General features: G+C 64.0%; 11 protein-coding genes, 2 pseudogenes and 1 riboswitch. Of the genes and pseudogenes, 11 read left to right on the top strand and 2 right to left on the bottom strand.

Annotation, left to right across the window (positions count from 1 at the left end; translation table 11 throughout):
* Positions 1 to 20 precede the first annotated feature (20 nt).
* Positions 21 to 899, bottom strand: coding sequence for a spherulation-specific family 4 protein (locus tag BLW71_RS08855; RefSeq protein ID WP_091795226.1), 879 nt, complete (start codon positions 897 to 899; stop codon positions 21 to 23).
* Between the two features lie 56 nt (positions 900 to 955).
* Positions 956 to 1,035: riboswitch (cyclic di-GMP riboswitch) on the bottom strand.
* A 712-nt stretch (positions 1,036 to 1,747) separates the two neighbouring features.
* Between BLW71_RS08855 and BLW71_RS08850 the strand changes: the two are divergent.
* The 11 genes and pseudogenes from BLW71_RS08850 to glmS all read left to right on the top strand — a co-directional run bounded on the left by BLW71_RS08850 (position 1,748) and on the right by glmS (position 19,892).
* Positions 1,748 to 4,435: pseudogene (locus BLW71_RS08850) on the top strand (polysaccharide deacetylase family protein).
* A complete protein-coding gene (locus BLW71_RS08845; RefSeq protein WP_091795223.1) occupies positions 4,425 to 8,477 on the top strand; it encodes a tetratricopeptide repeat protein in 4,053 nt (1,350 codons plus the stop codon). Before BLW71_RS08850 ends, BLW71_RS08845 begins: the two are co-directional and overlap by 11 nt.
* A 37-nt stretch (positions 8,478 to 8,514) precedes the next feature.
* Positions 8,515 to 9,066 carry an LpoB-related protein gene (locus BLW71_RS08840; RefSeq protein WP_091795221.1) on the top strand — a complete coding sequence of 184 codons (552 nt, stop codon included), beginning with the start codon at positions 8,515 to 8,517 and terminating at the stop codon, positions 9,064 to 9,066.
* Positions 9,067 to 9,144: 78 nt separating this feature from the next.
* Entirely contained in the window at positions 9,145 to 10,557 is a 1,413-nt protein-coding gene (locus tag BLW71_RS08835; RefSeq protein ID WP_091800636.1) for a PelD GGDEF domain-containing protein, read from the top strand.
* Complete coding sequence (locus BLW71_RS08830) at positions 10,550 to 11,560, top strand: hypothetical protein (protein WP_091795218.1); 1,011 nt, start codon at positions 10,550 to 10,552, stop codon at positions 11,558 to 11,560. Before BLW71_RS08835 ends, BLW71_RS08830 begins: the two co-directional genes overlap by 8 nt.
* A complete protein-coding gene (gene pelF, locus BLW71_RS08825; RefSeq protein WP_091795215.1) occupies positions 11,557 to 13,209 on the top strand; it encodes a GT4 family glycosyltransferase PelF in 1,653 nt (550 codons plus the stop codon). The genes BLW71_RS08830 and pelF overlap by 4 nt, the downstream gene beginning before the upstream one ends.
* Positions 13,209 to 14,581, top strand: a pseudogene (pelG, locus tag BLW71_RS08820) (exopolysaccharide Pel transporter PelG). Before pelF ends, pelG begins: the two are co-directional and overlap by 1 nt.
* A 138-nt stretch (positions 14,582 to 14,719) precedes the next feature.
* Complete coding sequence (locus BLW71_RS08815; RefSeq protein WP_091795213.1) at positions 14,720 to 15,922, top strand: glycoside hydrolase family 191 protein; 1,203 nt, start codon at positions 14,720 to 14,722, stop codon at positions 15,920 to 15,922.
* Between the two features lie 38 nt (positions 15,923 to 15,960).
* Positions 15,961 to 16,893 carry an endo alpha-1,4 polygalactosaminidase gene (locus BLW71_RS08810; RefSeq protein ID WP_091795210.1) on the top strand — a complete coding sequence of 311 codons (933 nt, stop codon included), beginning with the start codon at positions 15,961 to 15,963 and terminating at the stop codon, positions 16,891 to 16,893.
* A 95-nt stretch (positions 16,894 to 16,988) separates the two neighbouring features.
* The gene (gene galE, locus BLW71_RS08805) at positions 16,989 to 18,011 is read left to right on the top strand and encodes a UDP-glucose 4-epimerase GalE (protein WP_091795207.1); all 1,023 of its coding nucleotides are present in this window, start codon (positions 16,989 to 16,991) and stop codon (positions 18,009 to 18,011) included.
* 63 nt (positions 18,012 to 18,074) lie between these two features.
* Positions 18,075 to 19,892, top strand: coding sequence for a glutamine--fructose-6-phosphate transaminase (isomerizing) (gene glmS / locus BLW71_RS08800; protein ID WP_091795204.1), 1,818 nt, complete (start codon positions 18,075 to 18,077; stop codon positions 19,890 to 19,892).
* A 223-nt stretch (positions 19,893 to 20,115) separates the two neighbouring features.
* Here glmS and BLW71_RS08795 read toward each other — a convergent pair whose 3' ends face one another.
* Positions 20,116 to 21,261, bottom strand: coding sequence for an aromatic ring-hydroxylating dioxygenase subunit alpha (locus BLW71_RS08795; RefSeq protein WP_091800634.1), 1,146 nt, complete (start codon positions 21,259 to 21,261; stop codon positions 20,116 to 20,118).
* Between the last annotated feature and the right edge of the window lie 14 nt (positions 21,262 to 21,275).

Genomic DNA, 21,275 nt, shown 5'->3' with positions numbered 1-21,275 from the left:
TGCCGCCATGAGTTGGCGCATCAAGGCTTGGCGGCGTCCGTCACCTCATCGCTCCAGTAGGGCGGCAGTGCTTTATACGGATTGCCACCGGACAGCGACGTCACATACACGCCGCCCGCGCCGTGCGCCTTCGCGTATTGCACGACGCCCGGCAGTTGCGCGGCGGTCGCGCCGTACACCATGTGCACGAAGCGGCTCTTCGGATAGGCGGCCTGCCAGCTCATCGGCTGGTATTTCGCGTAGCTCTTGGCGGTGCTCTCGAACACGACGAACTGGTCGGCCGTCGGCAGGCTGGCGTACAACTCAGGAATGTTGGTGCCCGGATTGGCCGTTACCGAATAGGTGGCGTTCAGCCCTTTGATGTAGTTGTAGATCGACTGGTAGAACTGGATGTGCGACATCTGGCTGTCGGACGTCATCTCGTCGATGAAGAAGCCGTCCACCTTATACAGCGCCACATAGGTGTTGATGTCGGTCACGACCGCCGACAGCGAGCGCTTGCCGTAAGACGTGGACACATAGCCCAGTACCTTGCCGCCCGCGGCGCGCAGTTTGGCGACGGCGGCGGCATAGTTCGGATCTTCCTTGACGCCGGGGCCGCTGTTCGGATTCAGAATGGCGGTGGTCGGCACTTTGCGCGCCGTGGTCGTGAGACTGTTCCAGTTCGCGACGCTACTGGTGGCGTTGAAGTAGGAGGGGACGACGACGCTGGTGGTTGTGGTGGTGGCCGCGAAGGCAGTGCCGTTCAGGCATCCCACTAACAGGCCCGCGATCAGTCCGGCCCGTTTCAAACATTTGCCGGTTCGGCCCAGGAGGCGGGTTTTCTCCGCCGATTCCGAAGCAGCAAATGCAAATGCAAATTCAACCGCAACCGCACCCATTCCCCGATTTTTTTGCATGTAGCCTCCTGACGCGGTCTTTTGAAACCGCTGTCGATTGGCCCGCCGTGGATACGGCGGGCAACTGGCGAACTCCCGCAGGGGAGTCCCTATAGTTTTGCGTCGCCGGATCGCTCCGGGTTTGCCCAACTGCGCTAACGGCATCCCTTCGGATTTCTTTAGGGCGCCGTTCGATTTTTTTTGCCGCGTTTGAAGCGAGAGGCGTGTGACCGATGTTCCGATATCGTTTTTGGGAATTTGCTTTTCGGTATTTTTGTACCACACGTGCGTTGTCAAAATCATTTAAATGAATCGAACGCTTTACGAAAAAGCACGCCAGTTCAAAATTTTTGCGATTATTGATCAGAGGATTGAAGTTCGGCGGAGTATCGATCGGACTTGCTGCAGCGATTTACCAACACATTCACGAATCGCTTGACGAATCGATTTTGGAGGAGCGGGTCGGGCAATAGCGTTCGCACTTCGGCGCGCAATCGTTTGCCTTTCAATTCAAGTGGATGCGTTTTTCATTGTTTAACTGTCCGGCGTCAGACATTGGCGTATGCGAGCTTGAGACGGCCCTATCTGATGTGCTATCTTGCTCGGCCTTAGCAGGAAACAAACAAAGAGTCGGTTTCGCATCCGTCGCAACGTCGAATTTGCGTCGTGTAAATAATGCAGATTGGGCCGGCTTTAAAATCAGCTAGCGGAAATTTTCTCCATACGGAGTTAACGCCGCTCGCGTTCAGACTGAACGGGGAAAGATTTTGGCGATGAAGAAGCGGACCCGGGCGCGCGCCGGCTGGGACTCTTGCGGGGTTGTCGAAAGTGCGGGCGAACGATTTCTTACACGCACCTTGATTGCGGTCATGCTCGGCACGGCCGGTATCGCACCGCTCGTGACGCATGCTGAGGTTGCGCCGTTGCAGTCCGCTGCCGCGGCCGCCAGTTCTGCTTCCTCTCAGCCCAACCTGGCTTTCTTTTACGCGGCCAATCCGCCAGTCGGCGAATTACAGGCATTCGACTCGGTCGTGGTCGATCCGGCTACCGGCTTTGATCCGGCGGCCCATCCGCTGGCTCATACCACGTGGATCGCGCGCACTAACGGTGCGGAGTCCGCCGGTTCGGCCGAGGCTTTCCTCTCCAGTCAGATTGAGCCGCTGTGGCAGCGCGGCTATCGCGGCTTCCTGCTCGACACGCCCGCGGCCATCGCCGCGGCCGGGCGTATTCATGATGCGCATCCGGACGCGCGGCTCGTGGCGGGCGGCGCCGACGTCATGCGCAACGCGCTGCCGTATGCGAAGTCGCTCTACGCGGTGGTCGGCGATTCGCTGATTCGCGGCGTGGACGACGGCGGCCAGCTTCTCGAAGTCGCGGAATCGTTGCGCGCGCAACGCATTGCGGCGGCCCGCGCGTTCACGCAGCAAACCCGCGTGCCTGTCGTGTCGCTGGAGTATTGCGCCCGCAACGACCGGCAATGCGCCCGTGATACGGCCGCGCGCGTCGTGTCGGCCGGCATGCTGCCGTATGTCACGAGCAAGGCCCGCGACGTGGTCGGCATCGGCAAGATCGAAGTGCTGCCGCGCAAGATTCTCGTCGTGTAGGACCGCGACACCAAAGATCCGCTCGACCTGAGCGCCGGCGTGCGCGATCTGGCCACGCCGCTCAACTATATGGGCTACGACGTCGAGTACGCCGACTTCTCGTCGCGTCTGCCGGACGCCATCACGCCAGACCGTTATGCGGGCGTGGTCGCGTGGATCCAGCGCGGCGCGGTGCCCGATCCCGAGGCGTGGCAACGCTGGGTCGCCGCCCGCATGGCGGATCATATTCCGCTCGCCTTCCTCGGCCAGTTCGGTTTCGACGCCGCCGGTTCGGCCGGCGCGGCGCTCGATCTGCAAGCGGTGGGCGGCACGCTGGCCGCGCCGGTCACGGTGGTCAAGAGCGACCCGATGGTCGGCTTCGAAATCAGCCCGAAGCCGGAGCCGCGCGATCTGCAAGGCGTGCGCGTGGGTTCACGCAGCCAGCCGTTGCTGCGCGTGTCGGCCAACGGCGTGCTGCTCGATCAGGTCGCGCTCACGCCGTGGGGCGGCTATGCGCTGAGTCCCTACACGGTGACCTCGCTCGACAGCATCGAGCAGGAGCGTTGGGCCATCCAGCCGATGGCGTTCATGAAAGCGGCGCTGCATTTGCAGGACATGCCGTCGCCGAGCGTCACGACCGAAAACGGCCGGCGTCTGTTCATGTCGCACGTGGACGGCGACGGTTTCGCTTCGCGCGCCGAGTTCCCCGGCCCCGACTATTCGGGCGAAGCGCTGTATCAGCAGATCTTCACCCGCTATCAGGTGCCGATGACACTCTCGGTGATCGAAGGCGAGGTCGGTCCGAAGGGCCTGCATCCGGAGATCTCGCCGCGTCTGGAAGAGATCGCCCGCAAGATGTTCGCGCTGCCGCACGTCGAGATCGGCACGCACACGTATTCGCATCCGTTCCAATGGGAGCAGGTGGACAGCAAGACCGGCGCGCAAGTGGACCGCGGAGGCGGCGACGCGGCGTTCTCGCTGAACATTCCGGGTTATCACTTCAATATCGACCGTGAGATCACCGGTTCGATCGACTATATCAACACGCGTCTCGCGCCGGCCGGCAAGAAGACGGTGATTCTGCAGTGGTCGGGCGACTGCCGGCCGCCGGGCTTCGTGGTGCGCAAGGTGTACGAGGCGGGCGTCTACAACTTCAACGGCGGCGACACGGTCATCACGAAGTCGGCCAATAGCTGGACCAATATCGCGCCGATCGGCGTGGACAAGGGACCTGGCGCCTATCAGGTGTATGCGCCGAACCAGGACGAGAACGTCTACACGAACGACTGGCAAGGCCCGTTCTATGGCTTCACGCGCGTGCTCGAAACTTTCTCGATGACCGACCGGCCGCTGCGCTTCAAGCCGATCGACATCTATTACCACATGTACAGCGGCACCAAGGTGGCCTCGTTGCGCGCGCTCGACCAGATCTTTTCGACGGTGCTCAAGCAGCCGGTCATGCCGGTCTACGTGAGCGAGTACATCCGCAAGGTGCTCGACTGGCACACGTTCGCGGTGGCGAAAGAGGTGGGCCCGCAGGCGGGCGACTGGATCGTGCGCGGCAATGGCGAAGTGCGCGAGCTGCACTGGCCGCAGGCGGCCAAACCGTCGCTGGATAACGCTTCGGGCGTGACCGGTTTCGCGAACGGCCCCGACGGCACCTATATCCATATCGACGGCGGCAGCGCCCGCTTTGCGATCGGCGGCGCCGCGACCCAAGACGCGTCGCCGTATATCGGCGAAGTCAACGGTTTCGTGCGCAACTTCCGGCGCACGCCGCAGGGCATGCGTTTCGAATTCGCCGGCCATTACCAGCCGTTCGTCAAGCTGGCCAACGCGCAGCAGTGCAAGGTCAGTGTCAACAACCAGGCTGTCGCCACGCGTCGCGACGGTGATTTCCTGCGTTTCGATACGCAGGCCGATATCGGCCACAAGCTGAACTACAAGTCAGTCGAGGTCGCCTGTGGCCGATAATCGTCCTCGTATCGCGCCCACGTGGCTCGTTCTGCTGCTCGCCGGTGTGGTGTTGATCACGCTGTACCTCGTGCATCCGCGCGGCGGACTGCGCAGCCGGATGACGTCGACCGACGCGCCGAGCGATCTCAGCATTGCCTATCTCGAAGCATGGCTGCGCGTGCAGCCCGACAACACGGAAATCCTCTCGGTGCTCGGCACGCAATATGTGCGTCTGGGGCGCAACGAGGACGCGCGCCGTATCGCCACCCGCATGGAGGCGATTCCCAGCGAACAGATGCATCGCGCGGCGCAGTTGCTGCGCCTGAGCGTCGACACGCGCGAGACGTTCGCGCTGCCCGCCAATGATCCGGGCCGCGAGGCCGCGCTCGCGCGCTTGCGTACCCAGCTCACGAATGCGGCGGCCCTGTCGTGGTCGAATGCCGATCTGCAGATGCTGGCTGAGGCAGCCGCCTCGGTGAACGCGCAACAACTCGCCGGCCAACTGTATGCGCGCCTCGCCGCGCAGGATCCGGCGCAGCAAACGCGCTGGAACCGCGAAGTGGTGCGCTTCGCCATGTACGGCGGCGACTATCGCGGCGCGGCGAACGCCTGGTTCCGCCTGCAAGCGGCCGCGGCGACCTTCGATGCGCAGCGTCAGTGCTTCATCGCCGGCATTCGGGCCTTGCAATCGGGCAATCTGCTCGACGAAGCGCTGGCCGCCGCCAACGAACACGGCGCCGCGTTTGCTCACGATCACGAGACGCTCGTCGTCCTGCTGAACCTGGCGCGCGCCGCGCATCGTCCGGATCTGGTCGACCGTTACGCGAAGGCGCTGGCCGGCTATGCGCAGGCACAGCCAGACGAAGACGGCGCGCTGCGTCTTGTCGACTTCATCCGCGAACGCGCGCACGAAGACGGTTCGCCGGCGCAGTACGCTTATATGGACGGTCCGCAAGCCGGCGCGGCGCGTGCGTTGCGCACCCGCACGCATGGCGCGGGTGACGTGCAGCTCGTACGCGTTGCGGCATCCACCGTGGCAGCGGGGCATTCCGCATCTGCTGCATCTACCGCAGCCGCAGCCGCCGCAGCCGCCGCAGCGGCGTCGAGCCCCGCAGCCAATACGGCCGCGGCAGCCGCACCGACGGGCGCGTCGAGCCCCGCAGCCGGATCGAACGCCGCAGCCGCGTCGAACGATGTTCCGAGCCTGCTCTATCAATCGTTCCTCGAATCGAGCGATCTGCCGAATGCACAGCGCGTAGCGACCGAGCAGGTCAGCAAGAATCCGGGCTCGCCGGTCTGGACCAAGCGCCTCGCTCAGGTTGCTGAATGGAACCACGCGTCGCCGCTCGCCTTGCAGATGTGGCTCACTTACGCCCAGGCCACGCACGACCCGGAAGGCTGGAAAAACGTGATGCGTCTCGCGCCGATGCTCAACGACGACAACGCCTATCTGGCCGCGTTGATCCAGGCGTCGAATGCGGCGCCCGGCGATCTCAAGCTGATCGACTCGGTGGTGGCAGCCTACGAACGTCTGGGCCGCCCGGACGACGCGCTCGCGTTCCTGCGCAGCCGCCAACGCAATTCGCCGGCTGAAGCGATCGACTCGCGTCTGGGTCAGCTCGCCGAGCGCTCGGGTCACGACGACGAAGCGCTGACCTATTACCGCAAGCTGAACCAGCTGTACCCGTCGAACACCCAATACGCGATGCGCACGGCGAGCCTGCTGTATCGCCACGGCGACTACAAGGGCGCGCTCGGCACGCTGCTCGCCGCGCGTAAGGGCGCCAAGGACGACGACACGCTGTTCTGGCGCAATGCCGCGCAACTCGCGCGTCTGTTGCAGCGTGACGACATCGCGAACGACGCCTACAAGCATCTGCTGGCGAGCGGCAAGGCCGCGCCCGAAGACCTGAGCGCGATGACGTATTTCTACGACGCCTATCCCGTCGACGCGGCCCGCACGTCCGAGTTGCAGTTCCGCCGGGACCAGTCGCAGCGCGCGCTCCAAAGCGCGATCCACTATTACACCGACGCGGAGCAATACGATCGTGTCGACGCGTTGCTGAAAAGCCTGACGCCCGAGCAACTGGCGGCCGCTGAAGCCGACCCGGCTTTTCTGCGCGTGCGCGCCGAATACTATCGGCAGATCGACCGTCCGCTCGACGCGCTGCACGACCTGCAACACGCGGTGGCGTTGCCGGGCGCGACGCTCGACTTGCGCGCCGCGCTGCTCTGGACGCTGGTGGACTACGGCAGCGAAGCACAACTGCGTGAGGCGGTCGCCGAATGGCGCGATGCGCCCGCGCAGGCACCCTCTTTGTGGGGGCCGCTGGCCGCCGCGCAGATGCGTCTGAACCGGCCGGAAGCGGCGCTCAAGTATTTGCGTCTGCAATCGGCGGCCATGTCGCGCGATCCGCTCTGGCAACTGACTTATGCGGAAGCGCAGGAAATGGCGGGGCGCAGCGATCTCGCGTGGTCGATCCGCCGCAACGTCTGGCGCCAGATGCAGCAGGAGGAGGCCGAGGTGCGCGCCAACAGCGCGCAAGGCCAGATCGTGCTGCGCACGCGCGCCTCGCAGGGCAGCGAAGTGCGTGAGCAGATGCTCGGCCGTCGCGTCACGCTCGCATCGATCTTCGAAAACGCGGACGTGTCCAAGGCGTTCCTGATCGATCTGCTCGCGAGCGACGCGGGCCGCAACGACAACGCCGAAGCACGCCGTACGCTGCTCGGCGACGCGGCCGGCCTGCCGCCCGCGCAGCCGGTGAAAGCGCACGCCGCCGTGGCGTCGCCGGATCAGGCGACGCTGAGCTCGTCAGTGGCGCGCGACGTGGCGCTCGCCTGGGCGATGTCGCACGAAGCGAATCCGTTGGCCAAGCGCTGGCTGGCTCGCCAGTACGCCAACGTCCTCGTGCAGCCTTCGGAGCAACTGATTGCGATCGCGCTCGCCGAGAACGATAAGCCCGCCATGGAGCGTCTGCTCGACCAGCAAGGCGCGCGTTTGCCGATCTACAACCGTATCGACGCGTCGATCGCGGTGGACCGTCCGGGCGCGGCTGAAAACCTCGCGTTCCAGGGTCTGGAAGGCGCGCCCTATGATTCGGAGTTGCATAGCCGTCTGGAGCAGACCGCGCTGACGTGGCCGCAATCGCTCGACGCGACCGTAACCAGTTACGTCGAGCATCCGCTCGATTACATCGAACAGACGTTGGCGGGCAGCATCAAGATCGCCGATCTGTACATGGTCGGCGTGAACGGTGTGCAGCGCTTCCAGCACTCCACGGATCAGGGGCAGCTCACCAACGTGCCGTCGGTGGACCGTTCGGTAGAATTTTTCGCGCGGCGTCAAACCTACGACACGGCCTTCATGGTCACCGTGGGCCGCCGCGAAGCGCTCGACAGTTTCTATAGCGTGGCGGTGGCTGCGGAGTGGGGCAGGAATTCGCCGCTGTCGGTGGCCTTGAAGGCAGGCCGCAACCAGACGGCGCGCGAGTCGCAGGCGTTGCAGGTGGGCGGCATGAAGGACAACGTGGTCGGCACGATCACGTACCGTGCGACGCAGAGTCTGTATGCCACGGGCACTGTCGAAGCCGATCGCTTCTATAGCCAGGCGCGCAACTATCTGGGCAGCGGCGTGCTCTCGACCGGTGAAATCGGCTATCGCATCCGCACGAATTATCCCGACTACACGCTGCGGCTGATCGGTGCGCATGGCGACTACAGCGCAAGCGGCGAAGCCGACGGCCTGATTTCGCGGCTGATTCCCGTGAGCGCCGGTCCGGTCAGCGCGTCGACGTTCATCCCGCAGACGTACTCGCAATACGGGGTCTTCTTCGGCTTCGGCAACGATCTGATCGACCAGTACACGCGTGCATGGCGGCCGTTCCTCGACGTCGGCGTATTGCACGACTCGTTCCAGGGCTGGGGGCCGTCGCTCAGTCTGGGCCTCGCGGGCACGGTGTTCGGCGGCGATCATGCGGCGCTCTATTTCTCGCATCAGCGCGTCTCGCGTCTCGGTACGCCGGTGACCCAGATCGGCGCTCGCTATAGCTGGTTTTATTGACCCGGATTTCGCATAAATATCCCAAGGAGAATTCTTCATGTACGGCATTAAACGATTGGCTCGTGCGAGCGCCTGGTGTGTCGCGGCAACCGCGCTGGCGGTGCTGGTGAGCGCATGCGGCTCGGTGCATCAGACCTCGGGCCCCGCGCTCGCGCGCGGCGACAAGGTGGCGGTGGTGTCGATCGCCAACTACACTGAAACGCCGGATGCCGGACATAGCGCCGAATCGATCGCGGCCAACACGCTGCGCGCGGGCGGTATCGCCGACGTGCGCATCGAGCCGGCCGACGCGAACCGCAATTCGCTGTTCGACACGACGCAGCGCGCCGACAGCGACAAGTCGCTGGAATGGGCGCGTTCGCAGAACGCCCGCTATGTCCTCTCGGGCGCGGTCGAAGAATGGCGCTACAAGACCGGCGTGGATGGCGAGCCGGTGGTCGGCGTGACTTTCGAACTGATCGATGTGTCGAACGGCGCCGTGGTGTGGAGCGCGACGGGCACGCGTACGGGCTGGAGCCGCTCGGGTCTCTCGAGCGTGGCGACCTCGCTGATCGCCATGGTTCTGTCGCCGTTGCAAGCGCGTCAGTAAGCTTATTCCCAAGGTTTCGGCTTGCGCCTGACATGCAGGCCGCAAGCTGAAACCCGACCTGTATAAAAGGAAATGGCCGTGAATACCGCAGCCGTGGAAAACAACCCGGGCGCATCCAAGCCGCGCCATGCGCATCCGTTCGGCAATCTCGGACGCGTGCGCCGCTTTCTGGCGCCCGCGGTGGCGCGGCCGTTCGCGATCGTGGAGACCGTCGTGCTCGTGCTGGTCGTACTGGCCGTGGCCCGCTGGCTTCATCCGGAAGACCCGTTGCTGCTGCACTCCGGTTTTCCGTGGCTGTGGCTGGTGTCGCTGCTGGTAGCGCTGCGCTACGGCAGCCTGCTCGGCGTGCTGACCGGGGCCTTTATGCTCGGCGCATGGGCGCTCTTTTACCCGCATGGCGGCTCGTTCCCCGCGTTGTATTTCGCGGGCGGCCTGATCCAGACGATTCTCGCGGGGCACTTCGGCGATACGTGGGGCAGCCGCGCCGAGCGCGCGTCCTCGCTGAACGATTACCTGAACGACCGTCTCGTCGCATTGACCAACAGCCACTATCTGATGCGGCTGTCCCACGAGCGGCTCGAAAAGGACCTGCTTTCGCGCCCGACCACGCTGCGCGACTCGATTACCGAACTGCGCCGCCTGTCCGTCTCCAACGATACGGCGCTCGCCGTGCCGGCGGTCGCCAAGGAAGGCCACCCGCTGGGCGGCGCGAGCGGGTTGCTCGAATTCGTCGCGCAGGCCTGCCAGATCGAGGTCGCGGCGCTGTATCCGGTGCGTGACGGCAAGCTTGGCGCCGAGGCGATCGCACGGATCGGCGACGCATTCGAACTCGAAATGCATGACGAACTCGTGATGCACGCGCTCAACACGCTGAGCGTCGCGCACCTGAAGAACGAAGACACGGTCGTGCCGGTCAGCCAGTACCTGGTCTGCGCGCCGCTGGTGTCGGCGGACGGCGAGCTGCGCGCGCTGCTGGTGGTCAAGCGCATGCCGTTCCTGTCGCTCAATTTCGACAACCTGCAACTGTTGCTGGTGCTGCTCGGCTATTACGCGGACGGCGTCGAGCATTCGGCATTCGTGCAGCGCATTCTCGACCGTGTGCCGAACTGCCCGTATGAATTCGCGCTCGATCTGAGCCGTCTCGCACGTCTGCAGCAAAAGGCGGGCGTGGCGTCGTCGCTCGTCGCGCTGGCGTTCCCGCGCGATGAAGAGGGCGACTCGCTGTTCGAGCACGTCATGCGCCGCCGTCGTTCGCTCGACGTGATGTGGCCGGTGCAAACGGCCAAGCAGTCGGTGCTGGTGAATCTGATGCCCGCCACCGACACGACCGGTATCGACGGCTATCTGGCCCGTATCGAAGCCAGCCTGACGGCACAGTTCAACACCGACCTGGAACGCGCGCGCGTGGGCGTTCATACGCTCCACCTCGAGGGCGACGATCCGGGCGCGGCGCTGGTGCGTCTTCTCAAACGAAGCGGCCTCGATGTCTAAGACACTTTCTCTCATCGTCAGCGTGCTGGCGGCCGTGGTGGCCGTGATCGTGCAATACCTGGCGATCGCGAGCCTGCTGCAACCGGCCGGCGCGATCGATCCGCTGCTGCGCTTTCTGGCGCTGCAGGCGGTGGCCGGACTCGCCGAGGCGGTCGCGTTCCGCTTGTGGTTGCCGCTGAATTATCGCGAGCCGCGGGCGCTGTCGTTGCTGTTCCTGTGGTTCGCCTGCACGTTCGTGCCGGTTTTCGGCGGCCTCGTGGTGCTGACCAGTTGCATCTGGGCGGCGCTCTTTCCGGCCGGCAAGGAGAGCGATCAACTCACCGACGTGCCGCGCCCGGAATTCGTCACGTACCTGGTGTCGCGCGTGTCGCATGGCGGCGGCGCGCGCCTGCAGGCGCGCCTCGCGAATACCCAGGTCTCGCCGACTGACCGCCTGTCCGCCCTCGTGGCGATCCAGAGCATGCCGACCCGTACCACCGGCACGCTGCTGCGTGAGTTGCTGGCCGACCCGCTCGAAGACATTCGCCTGATCGCTTACGGCACGCTGGATCACGCCGAAAACGAAATCATGCAGAAGATCTTCCGCACCAGCAAAGCGCTGGAAGTGACCGGCAACGACACCGAGCGCCACGCGCTCAACCGCATGCTGGCCGAGCTCTATTTCGAACTCGTGTACCAGAACCTGGTGCAGGGCGCGGTCTACCGCCACACGCTGCAGCAGGCCGACCGCTATGCGCAGACGGCGCTAGAAACCGATCCGACCGATGCCGCGCTGTGGCTGATCCGCGGCCGTCTCGCATTGGCGAACGCGTTGCCCAATGCCGCGCACGAATACATCGCGCATGCGCTCGAACTCGGCTTTCCGCGTGAACGGCTGGTGCCGTGGCTGGCGGAAGCCGACTTCCTGCGCGGCGACTACGCGCGTGTCTCGCAGCTTCTCGCATCGCTGGGCAATGCTGCCGCGTTGCCCACACTCAAACCGGTTGTGAAGTACTGGTCATGATGAAAGAACTCCCGATCCGGCGTGCCGCCGATGCCGATGTCTGCCTGCTGCTCGAAGGCACATTCCCGTTCGTGCGGGGCGGCGTGTCGAGCTGGGTCAATGAAATGATCCGCTCGTATCCCGAGACGCGCTTCGCGATTGTCTTTATCGGCAGCCGGGAACAGGACTACAACGGCGTGGCGTATGCGCTGCCGGACAACGTGGTGCATCTCGAAACGCACTACCTGTACGAGCAGGCCGTGGCGGACTTTCAGCCGCGCGCGGTGGCTGGCGACGCCGCCGCGTTCGCGCGCTCGCAGGCCTTGCACGACGCCCTGCGCGATCCGCGCAAGGCCCACGACGCCGGCGAACTGATGGCGAGCATGATCCCGATGCTCGGCGCGCACGGCGCGCTGAACGAGGAACAGTTCCTGTCGAGCCGCGCGGCATGGGACACCATCGTCGATCAGTATCAGAAGTACTGTACGGATCCGTCGTTTACCGACTACTTCTGGACCGTGCGGATCATGCACAAGCCGTTGTGGCAACTCGCGCGCGTGGCCGAGCAGTTGCTGCCCGCGCGTGTCTATCACACGGTATCGACGGGATACGGCGGCTTTCTCGGCGCGCTGATGCACTACCGCACGGGCCGTCCGTTGCTGATCTCCGAACACGGCATCTATACGAAGGAACGCAAGATCGACTTGCTGCAAAGCCAGTGGATTCGCGATAACCGGGGTGTGTTCGAACGCGATATTTCGCGCGTCAGCTATTTCCGCGAACTGTGGGTGCGTTTCTTCGAAGCGATCGGCAAGCTCGCGTACGACGCCGCGGACGACATCGTCGCGCTGTACGAAGCGAACCGTTTGCGCCAGGTCACCGACGGCGCGCGCGCCGAGCGCACGCAATGCATTCCGAACGGGATCGACGTCGACGCGCTGGGCCCGCTGGTCGCGCAACGCAAGCCGCGTTCGCACCGCGTGGTGGCGCTGATCGGGCGCGTCGTGCCGATCAAGGACATCAAGACTTTCATTCGCGCGATCTTCATTGCGTCGCGCATCATGCCGGATCTCGAAGGCTGGATCATCGGACCGGAAGAAGAGGATCCCGCGTATGCGCTCGAATGCCGTGCGCTCGTGGAGAGTCTCGGGCTCGGCCGCAATGTGAAGTTCCTCGGCTTTCAGCGTATCGACGACATGCTGCCGCAAGTCGACGTGATCGCGCTGACCTCGATCAGCGAGGCGCTGCCGCTGGTGGTGCTGGAGGGCTTCGCGGCCGGCGTGCCGGCCATCACGACGGATGTGGGTTCGTGCCGTCAACTGATCGAAGGCATGGATCCGGAAGATCGCGCGCTGGGTTCGGCCGGCATGGTGGTTCAGCTCGCGGATCCGGCGGCATTTGCCCAGGCGGTGCTGTCGCTGCTCGCCGACGAGACCCGCTGGCAGGCCGCGCAGCAGGCAGGACTCGCGCGCGTGCGCCGTTATTACACCAAGAAGCAGATGATCGACCGCTATCGCACGCTGTATGAGCGCCTTGCCGCCATGCCGGATCGCGAACGCAACGGCAAGGCCGCCGACGCGGCGCGCTGCCCGATGCACCATGGCACTCAATCCAAGGCCGAGCCGCGCGTGCAGCCGGTGCAGCCCGTTCAATCGCAGGAGACACGCTGATGGCGGGTATTGGCTTCGAATTGCGCAAGATCATGCGCCGCGACACGCTCGCGGGCGTGGCGCGCGCTTATGCGTACGCGGGCCTGATCAGTTCCGGACCGCTGATCCTGTCGATCTTCGGCATCCTGATCATCGGCTTGATCAGTCTCACCTCGGTGATTCCGACCTTCGCGATCGTGCAGTTTCAGGTGTCGGTCACGTATCTGATCGCGCTCAGCCTGATTCTGACCGGGCCGCTGCAACTGTCGTTCACGCGGTTCATTTCCGATCGCCTGTTCGAAAAGCGCGACGACCTCGTGCTGTCGAACTATAACGGCGTGGTGCTGGTGTCGTCGATTCTCGCCAGCGTGGTCGCGGTAATCGCGATGCTGGTGGGCTTCCGCGCGGAGCCGCTGATCTACCGCCTGTTGATGATCACGGGCTTTGTGGTGGTCAGCAATATCTGGATCGCCGTGATCTTCTTGTCGAGCGTGAAGCAGTATCGGCAAATCCTGCTGGTGTTCGCCGTGGGCTATGCCTGCGTGGTGTGTCTCGCGCTCGCGTTGAACGGCTATGGACTGGTTGGTCTGCTCGGCGGCTTCGTGGCGGGGCACATCGTTCTGCTCGCGGGATTGTCGGGGTTGATCTACCGTAACTACCGCAGCGAGCGTTTTGTTTCGTTCGAAGTATTTGAGCGGCGCTTCGCCTATCCGAGCCTAGCGCTGGTCGGCTTGCTGTTCAACATCGGCGTGTGGCTCGACAAGTTCATGTTCTGGTATGCGCCGGGTACGGGCGCCGCGGTCATCGGGCCGCTGCGCGCCTCGGTGATTTACGACATTCCGATTTTTATCGCCTACGTGTGCGTGATGCCCGGCATGGCGACGTTCCTCGTGCGTATCGAGGCGGATTTCGTCGAGTACTACGACGCCTTCTACGACGCGGTGCGCAGCGGCGCGACCCTGCGCCATATCAACGAAATGCGCGACATGATGGTGGGCAGCGTGCGTGCCGGTCTGTACGAAATCATCAAGGTGCAGGCAGTCGTGCTGTTGCTGATCATCGCCTTCGGCGAGCGCGTGCTGGGCTCGCTCGGCATTTCACCGCTGTATATGCCGCTGCTGGTCGTCGACGTGGTGTCGGCGAGTTTGCAGGTGCTGCTGCTGGGCTTGCTCAACGTGTTCTTTTATCTCGACGGGCGGCGCGTCGTGCTGCGGCTCACCGGCGCATTCGTCGTGCTGAACGGACTGTTCACGGGCATTACGCTGCGACTCGGGCCGGACTTCTACGGCTACGGATTTGCACTGGCGTTGCTGGTCGTGGTGGTGGCAGCCGTGAAGGTGCTCGACCGCAATTCATGTCTTTGGAATACGAAACGTATATGTTGCGGGGTTGAAGAAAAAGGCGTTGCTGTTTTCGACTCAGCCTCGCGCTCGGCCTGCTGTTGCAAAACGGTGAGAACGTGGCGCGCTTCGCGAGTCGAGCCGGCGCGCCCGAACCCTCAGGCTGACACCGTTCGACTCCGGATTCCACCATGCATCAGTATCACCTTGGCCCGCTTTTGCGGGCCGCCCGCGCGCGCCTTGCCTTCCATGCCCATTCTAGCGATCTTGTAGCGCGCCGATGGATCAGCACGGCTGCCGTCGTCGCCGCTACCGGCTTGATGGCCGCTTGCGGCGGAGGCGGGGGCGGTGCGTCCGGCTCGGGTGGCTCGACTGCGGCATCGGCGTCGCCGGCCAGCGGCAGTGGGACTAACGCCGCCAACTCGACCAACTCGACCAACTCGACCAACTCGACCGGTTCAACAGGTTCGACGAACGCGAATACCAACACCGGCACCACCGCCCAGCCGATGAGCCCCGCGCCGGTGATCTCGTCCGCCCGCGCGTTGCCGGTCTCGCCGGTTTGGGCGGTCTATTACGGGTGGGGCAGCGCGATCGACATCGCGCAGGCCGCGGCCATGTTCAAGCTGATCGTGATCGACGCGGATCCGGGCACGGGCACGCCTGCCTTTTCCGCCGCGCAGATCGCGGCGTTGAAGGCGAATGGCGCGAAAGTCCTCAGCTATCTGAATTTCGGCGCTTGCGAGAAATCGCGGACTTACTGGAACACGGTGCCGTCGGGCTTCGTGTCGTGCGGCGCGAATACCTCGGCGCAAATCAGCAAATATCAGGGCTACCAGGAATACTGGATGAACCCCGCCAACGCCGACTATCAGAATCTGATCGTCAACTACGTGGCGGCGCGTCTTGCGGCAACCGGTGTCGACGGGTTCATGCTGGATAACTTCGAGATCGTCGGACACGGCGCCAGTTCGTCCGCCGCTCCATGCGATGCGACGTGTGCGCAGGGCGGGCTCGATCTCGTCAAGCAACTGCGTGACCGCTTTCCGGATCTCGCGCTGGTGCCCAATGCCGCGCCGGTAGAGGCTATCGGCGGGACCACGGGAGGCGTATCGTTTCCGTGGCTGATTGACGGCGTGATCGCCGAGCAGGTCTTCCTGCCGTCGACGAGCACGTCCGTGGTGCAACAGTTGAAGTCGTGGCAAAGCACCGAGCAGAACCTTGGGCGCAGCGGGTTCTTTGCGGGATCGCTCGACTATACGACGTCATGCACGGCGAGTTCGACCGCGCAAACCGCGTGGACGGCCGCGCAGCAGGCGGGGCTCAGTCCGTCGATCTCGACGGTGTCGCTCGACAGCATCTGCTGGTGGTCGTTCCTGCCGTCAGGCAGCTAACGCCCGCCACCTGATGCGGGCGGCTTTGCCCATACAACATGAAAGAGGACCTGGCTTTGCCTGAGCACGAACACGACCACGACCACGACCGACGCTGTTCTCCCTTGCGCGCACTGCTGCGGCGTGTGAGCCGGCTCGCGCGCATGGCCGCGCTCGGCGCGCTGGCTTCGGTGGCGCACGCGCAGGGCGCGGCGAACGCGCCCGTTGGGCCTTCGGTGGCGCTGTACTACGGCGCGAATCCGCCCGTCGAAGACCTGGCGCCATTCGACGTCGTGGTGATCGAACCCGACGCGCGCTTCGATCCACGTGCGCATGCGAAGGCGCATCCGGCGTGGTTCGCGTATGTGAGCGTGGGTGAGGTGAACCCGCATCGCTCGTATTACAGCGCGATGCCGTCAGCGTGGATGCCGGGTGTCAATGAGGCGTGGGCTTCGCATGTGGTCGATCAGACGGCCGCCGATTGGCCGGCGTTCTTCGTGGACAAGGTGATCGCGCCGCTATGGAAAAAAGGCTATCGAGGCTTTTTCCTCGATACGCTCGACTCCTACCACCTGATTGCCAAAACCGACGCCACGCGAGCCGCGCAGGAAGCGGGGCTGGTGCGGGTCATCCGCGCGATCAAGACGCGTTATCCGCGCGCGAAACTGATCTTCAACCGCGGCTTCGAGGTGTTGCCTCAGGTCCATGATCTCGCCTACGTGGTGGCGTTCGAATCGCTGTATCGCGGTTGGGACGCAGGCAAGCAGCGCTATACGGACGTGCCGCAGGCCGATCGCGACTGGCTGTTGAAGCAGGCCGCGATCATCCGCGATCAGTACAGGCTGCCGGTGCTCGCCATCGACTATTGCGATCCCGCGGACGAATCATGCGCGGCCGCTACCGCCGCGCGTATTACCGAAGCCGGGATCGTGCCTTACGTGACGGACGGCGGACTCGCAACCGTCGGCGTGGGTCCGGCCGAACGGCAATGAGCGGCAATGAGCGGCAATGAGCGGCACTGAACGGCAATGAGCGGCAATGAGCGGTCGAGCCGCCCGAGTTGAATCGATATAAAGGGGAATTTCGCATGGCTTTGAAAGGCACGATTCTGGTAACCGGCGGCGCCGGCTTTATCGGCTCGCATACCTGTGTCGAATTGCTGAACGGCGGCTACGACGTGGTCGTGGTCGACAACCTCGTCAACAGCAACCGCGAATCGCTCCAGCGCGTCGAGCAGATCACCGGCAAGCGCGTGGCGTTCTACGAAACGGATTCGCGCGATGAAGCCGCGTTGCAACGCATTTTCGACGCCCATCCCGTGACCGGCGCGATTCACTTCGCGGCGCTCAAAGCGGTGGGTGAGTCGGTCTCGAAACCGATCGAGTATTACGACAACAATCTCGGCAGTCTGCTGACGCTGCTCGCGGTCATGCGTGCACGCAATGTGAAGCAGTTCGTGTTCAGCTCGTCGGCCACCGTGTACGGCGTGCCGAAGACCTCGCCGATCGACGAATCGTTTCCGCTGTCCGCCACCAATCCGTACGGCCAGACCAAGCTGATTGCCGAACAGGTGCTGCGCGATCTGGAAGTGTCGGATCCGTCGTGGCGTATCGCCACGTTGCGCTATTTCAATCCGGTTGGTGCGCACGAAAGCGGTCTGATCGGCGAAGATCCGGGCGGCGTTCCGAACAACCTCATGCCGTATGTCGCGCAAGTGGCGGTGGGCAAGCTCGAGAAGCTGCGAGTGTTCGGCGGCGATTACGACACACCGGACGGCACCGGCGTGCGTGATTACATCCACGTGGTGGATCTCGCGCGCGGACACCTGGCCGCACTCGACGCGCTGGTCGAACGCGATGCGAGCTTCGTCGTGAATCTCGGCACGGGGCAGGGCTATAGCGTGCTGGACGTGGTGCGTTCGTTCGAAAAGGCGTCGGCGCGACCGGTGCCTTATGAAATCGTGGCGCGCCGCCCAGGCGACGTGGCGTCCTGTTTCGCCGACCCGGCCGCTGCTGAAAAGCTGCTCGGCTGGCGCGCGCAGTACGGCATCGAACGTATGTGCGCGGACCACTGGCGCTGGCAGTCGACCAATCCTGCCGGTTACGCCTGAGGCTCAGCTCGATTCGGGGCGGCTCGCCCCATCCGATACAACATCTCGTGGGAAAGCAATTTTATGTGTGGCATTGTCGGCGCGGTAGCGCAACGTAACATCGTCCCGGTTCTGATCGAAGGACTGCGTCGTCTGGAGTATCGCGGCTACGACTCGTGCGGCGTCGCCGTGCTGGCCGCCGCCGGTCCGCGCCGCGCGCGCAGCACCGCGCGGGTCGCGGACCTCGATACGCAGGCGCGCGAGACGCATCTCGAAGGCGGCACGGGCGTCGCGCACACCCGTTGGGCGACGCACGGCGCGCCGGTCACGGACAACGCGCATCCGATTTTTTCGAAAGACGAACTGGCGCTGGTGCACAACGGCATCATCGAAAACTACGAGCCGTTGCGCGAGATGCTGCGCGCCAAGGGCTATGTGTTCGTTTCGCAGACCGACACCGAAGTGGTCGCGCACCTCGTGCACAGCCTGTATCGCGGCAATCTGTTCGAGGCGGTTCGCGAAGCCGTGAAGCAGCTGGACGGCGCGTATGCGATCGCGGTCGAGCACAAGGCTCATCCGCATCTCGTGGTGGGCGCGCGGCAAGGTTCGCCGCTGGTCGTCGGCCTCGGTGAAGGCGAGAATTTTCTCGCTTCCGACGCGCTGGCTTTGGCCGGCGAGACCGAGCGCTTCATCTTCCTGGAAGAGGGCGACGTGTGCGAGTTGACGCTTGAAGGCGTGCGGGTCGTGAGCCGCGAAGGCGCCGACGTGCAGCGTGAAGTGCGTACGGTCGCGGCCTATGGCGGCGGTGTGGAACTCGGGCCGTACCGGCATTTCATGCAGAAGGAAATTTTCGAGCAGCCGCGCGCGATCGCCGACACGGTGCCGCAAGGCGAGTCGCTCGATGCCTCGCTATTCGGCGAACAGGCGGCGGACGTGTTTGCGAATATCGACAGCTTGTTGATCCTCGCTTGCGGCACGAGCTATTACTCGGGACTGACGGCCAAGTACTGGCTCGAATCGATCGCGAAGATTCCGACGCAGGTCGAAATTGCCAGCGAATACCGCTACCGGGATTCGGTGCCCAATCCGAAGGCGCTGGTGGTGGTGATTTCCCAATCCGGCGAAACGGCCGACACGCTCGCAGCCTTGAAGCATGCGCAATCGCTGGGGCATACCCATACGCTGTCGGTTTGCAACGTGGCGACGAGCGCGATGGTGCGCCTCACGTCACTGTCGTTTCATACGCACGCGGGCCGCGAGATCGGTGTGGCATCCACGAAGGCGTTCACCACGCAGCTGGTCGGCCTGTTCGTGCTTGCCGGGACGTTGGGCAAGATCCGCGGTACGGTGAGCGCCGCGCAGGAAGCCGACTATGTGCGCCAGTTGCGCCATCTGCCGGCTGCGTTGAACGCCGTGCTGGCGCTGGAGCCGCAGATCATCGCGTGGTCGGAGAAGTTTTCCGGGAAGGAAAGCGCGCTGTTCCTCGGACGCGGTTCGCACTATCCGATCGCGTTGGAAGGAGCGCTCAAGCTCAAGGAGATTTCGTACATTCATGCGGAGGCTTATCCGGCCGGTGAGTTGAAGCATGGTCCATTGGCGCTTGTTACGGATGCGATGCCGGTCGTGACGATCGCACCGAACGACACGCTGCTCGAAAAGCTGAAGTCGAATCTTCAGGAAGTGAAGGCGCGTGGGGGCGAACTGTATGTGTTCGCCGACGCCGACACGCGCATCGGCAGTGAACCCGGCATTCACGTCATCAGAATGCCGGAGCACTATGGGCCGTTGTCACCGCTTCTGCATGTGGTGCCGTTGCAGTTGCTTGCTTACCATACGGCGTGCGCGCGTGGGACCGATGTCGACAAGCCGAGAAATCTGGCGAAGTCCGTTACGGTGGAGTAAGGCGCTGTTGACCGGGGCGGGGTTCTGTTGCTTCCTGAATCATTGGAGCACGGAGCTTGTCCCGGTCTGGATAGGGCTGCTGCGAACTGCTTCGACTCTCTGCCAAATGGCGCGTGTCCGCAACTCCTGTAGCCCAGTTGCCTTTTTCGTTTCGACTGACGCACGGCGCGCGGTCAACGGATTCGGTTTGGCTCACGAAATTCGTTCAATGCCGCACCCGCCTTCAGGCGGTTTCTGTTTGACGGTTCTGGCTATCCGCGTCGCGCGATGAAGCGGGGCGCAACGGAATCGCATCGATTGCCCAGCTGACCACCTCGCGGCGCGCCGGACCGGGCACCGCGCACGCGACGCGCCCCGTGTACTCGCGCGCCAGCCGTTCTTCGTCGATCCGCCAGCCGCGCGCTTCGAGTTCTTTCACGCGCTTTCGAAACGCGATCTGCAAGGCGTCGGATTTGACCGACACTTCCTGCTGCCACGTATCCGGCACGCGCTCGGGACGCACGCGCTTCAGGACTTCGTGATCCTGTTCGAAAATCCGCAGATTGCGCGCGATGGTGTTCCGGTCGAACAGCGGCGAGCGCAGGAAGGTGCGACCCATCATCCACCAGGTGCGCGTGCGGTTCGCGTCGACGGGGACGTGTGCCGAGACGATATGGATCGTCCAGCCGTCGCGCGGCTTCAGTTCGAGCGTTGCGCACGGTCCGGACAGGTGGAAGCCGGGTGTCGTCGCGACCTCGACATGTTCGCCGGTCGGCTTGCGGCGCAGCCAGCCGCTGCGAACCGGGCGGCGCATCGTCATTCGCGCGATCGCGCTCCATTCGTGGCTTTCAATGTCGAACGCGGCGATCTCCGGGTGATCCGGGTCGCCGAACGTCGAACCGTGAACGAATGGCGCGTGTGCGAAGTCCAGACCGTTTTCGACCACCCGGTCCCAGCTGGCGTCCCAGTCGAAATGGCCGCGCACGACGCGCACAGCGGGATCATCGACCCAATCCAGCGCAGGCAGCGGCGGCCGTTCTTGTTCCGGCAGATCGCCGATGAACGCCCAGATCCAGCCGAAGCGTTCCTGCACGGGATACGCGTCGACACGTGCCTTGGCGGGAATCCGCAAGTCGGGCTGCGCGGGGATGTGGGTGCAGACGCCGTCGCCACCGAAGCGCCAGCCGTGATAGGGACATTGAACTGTCTCACCGACTTTGACGCCCGCCGACAGCGAGCCGCCGCGATGCACGCAGATGTCGGAGAGCAGGCGCGGCTGGCCTGTAGCGTCACGAAACGCGACGAAAGGCTGGCCGAGCAGTCGCACCGGCATCAGCGCGTCGGTCAGTTGCGTGGAAGGGGCGACGACGTACCAGAGATTCTTGAGCATGAGCAATGTTTCGT

Origin of the sequence: Burkholderia sp. WP9 (assembly GCF_900104795.1) — a bacterium.
GTDB lineage: Bacteria > Pseudomonadota > Gammaproteobacteria > Burkholderiales > Burkholderiaceae > Paraburkholderia.
This window is presented reverse-complemented; position numbering and strand designations above follow the sequence as displayed.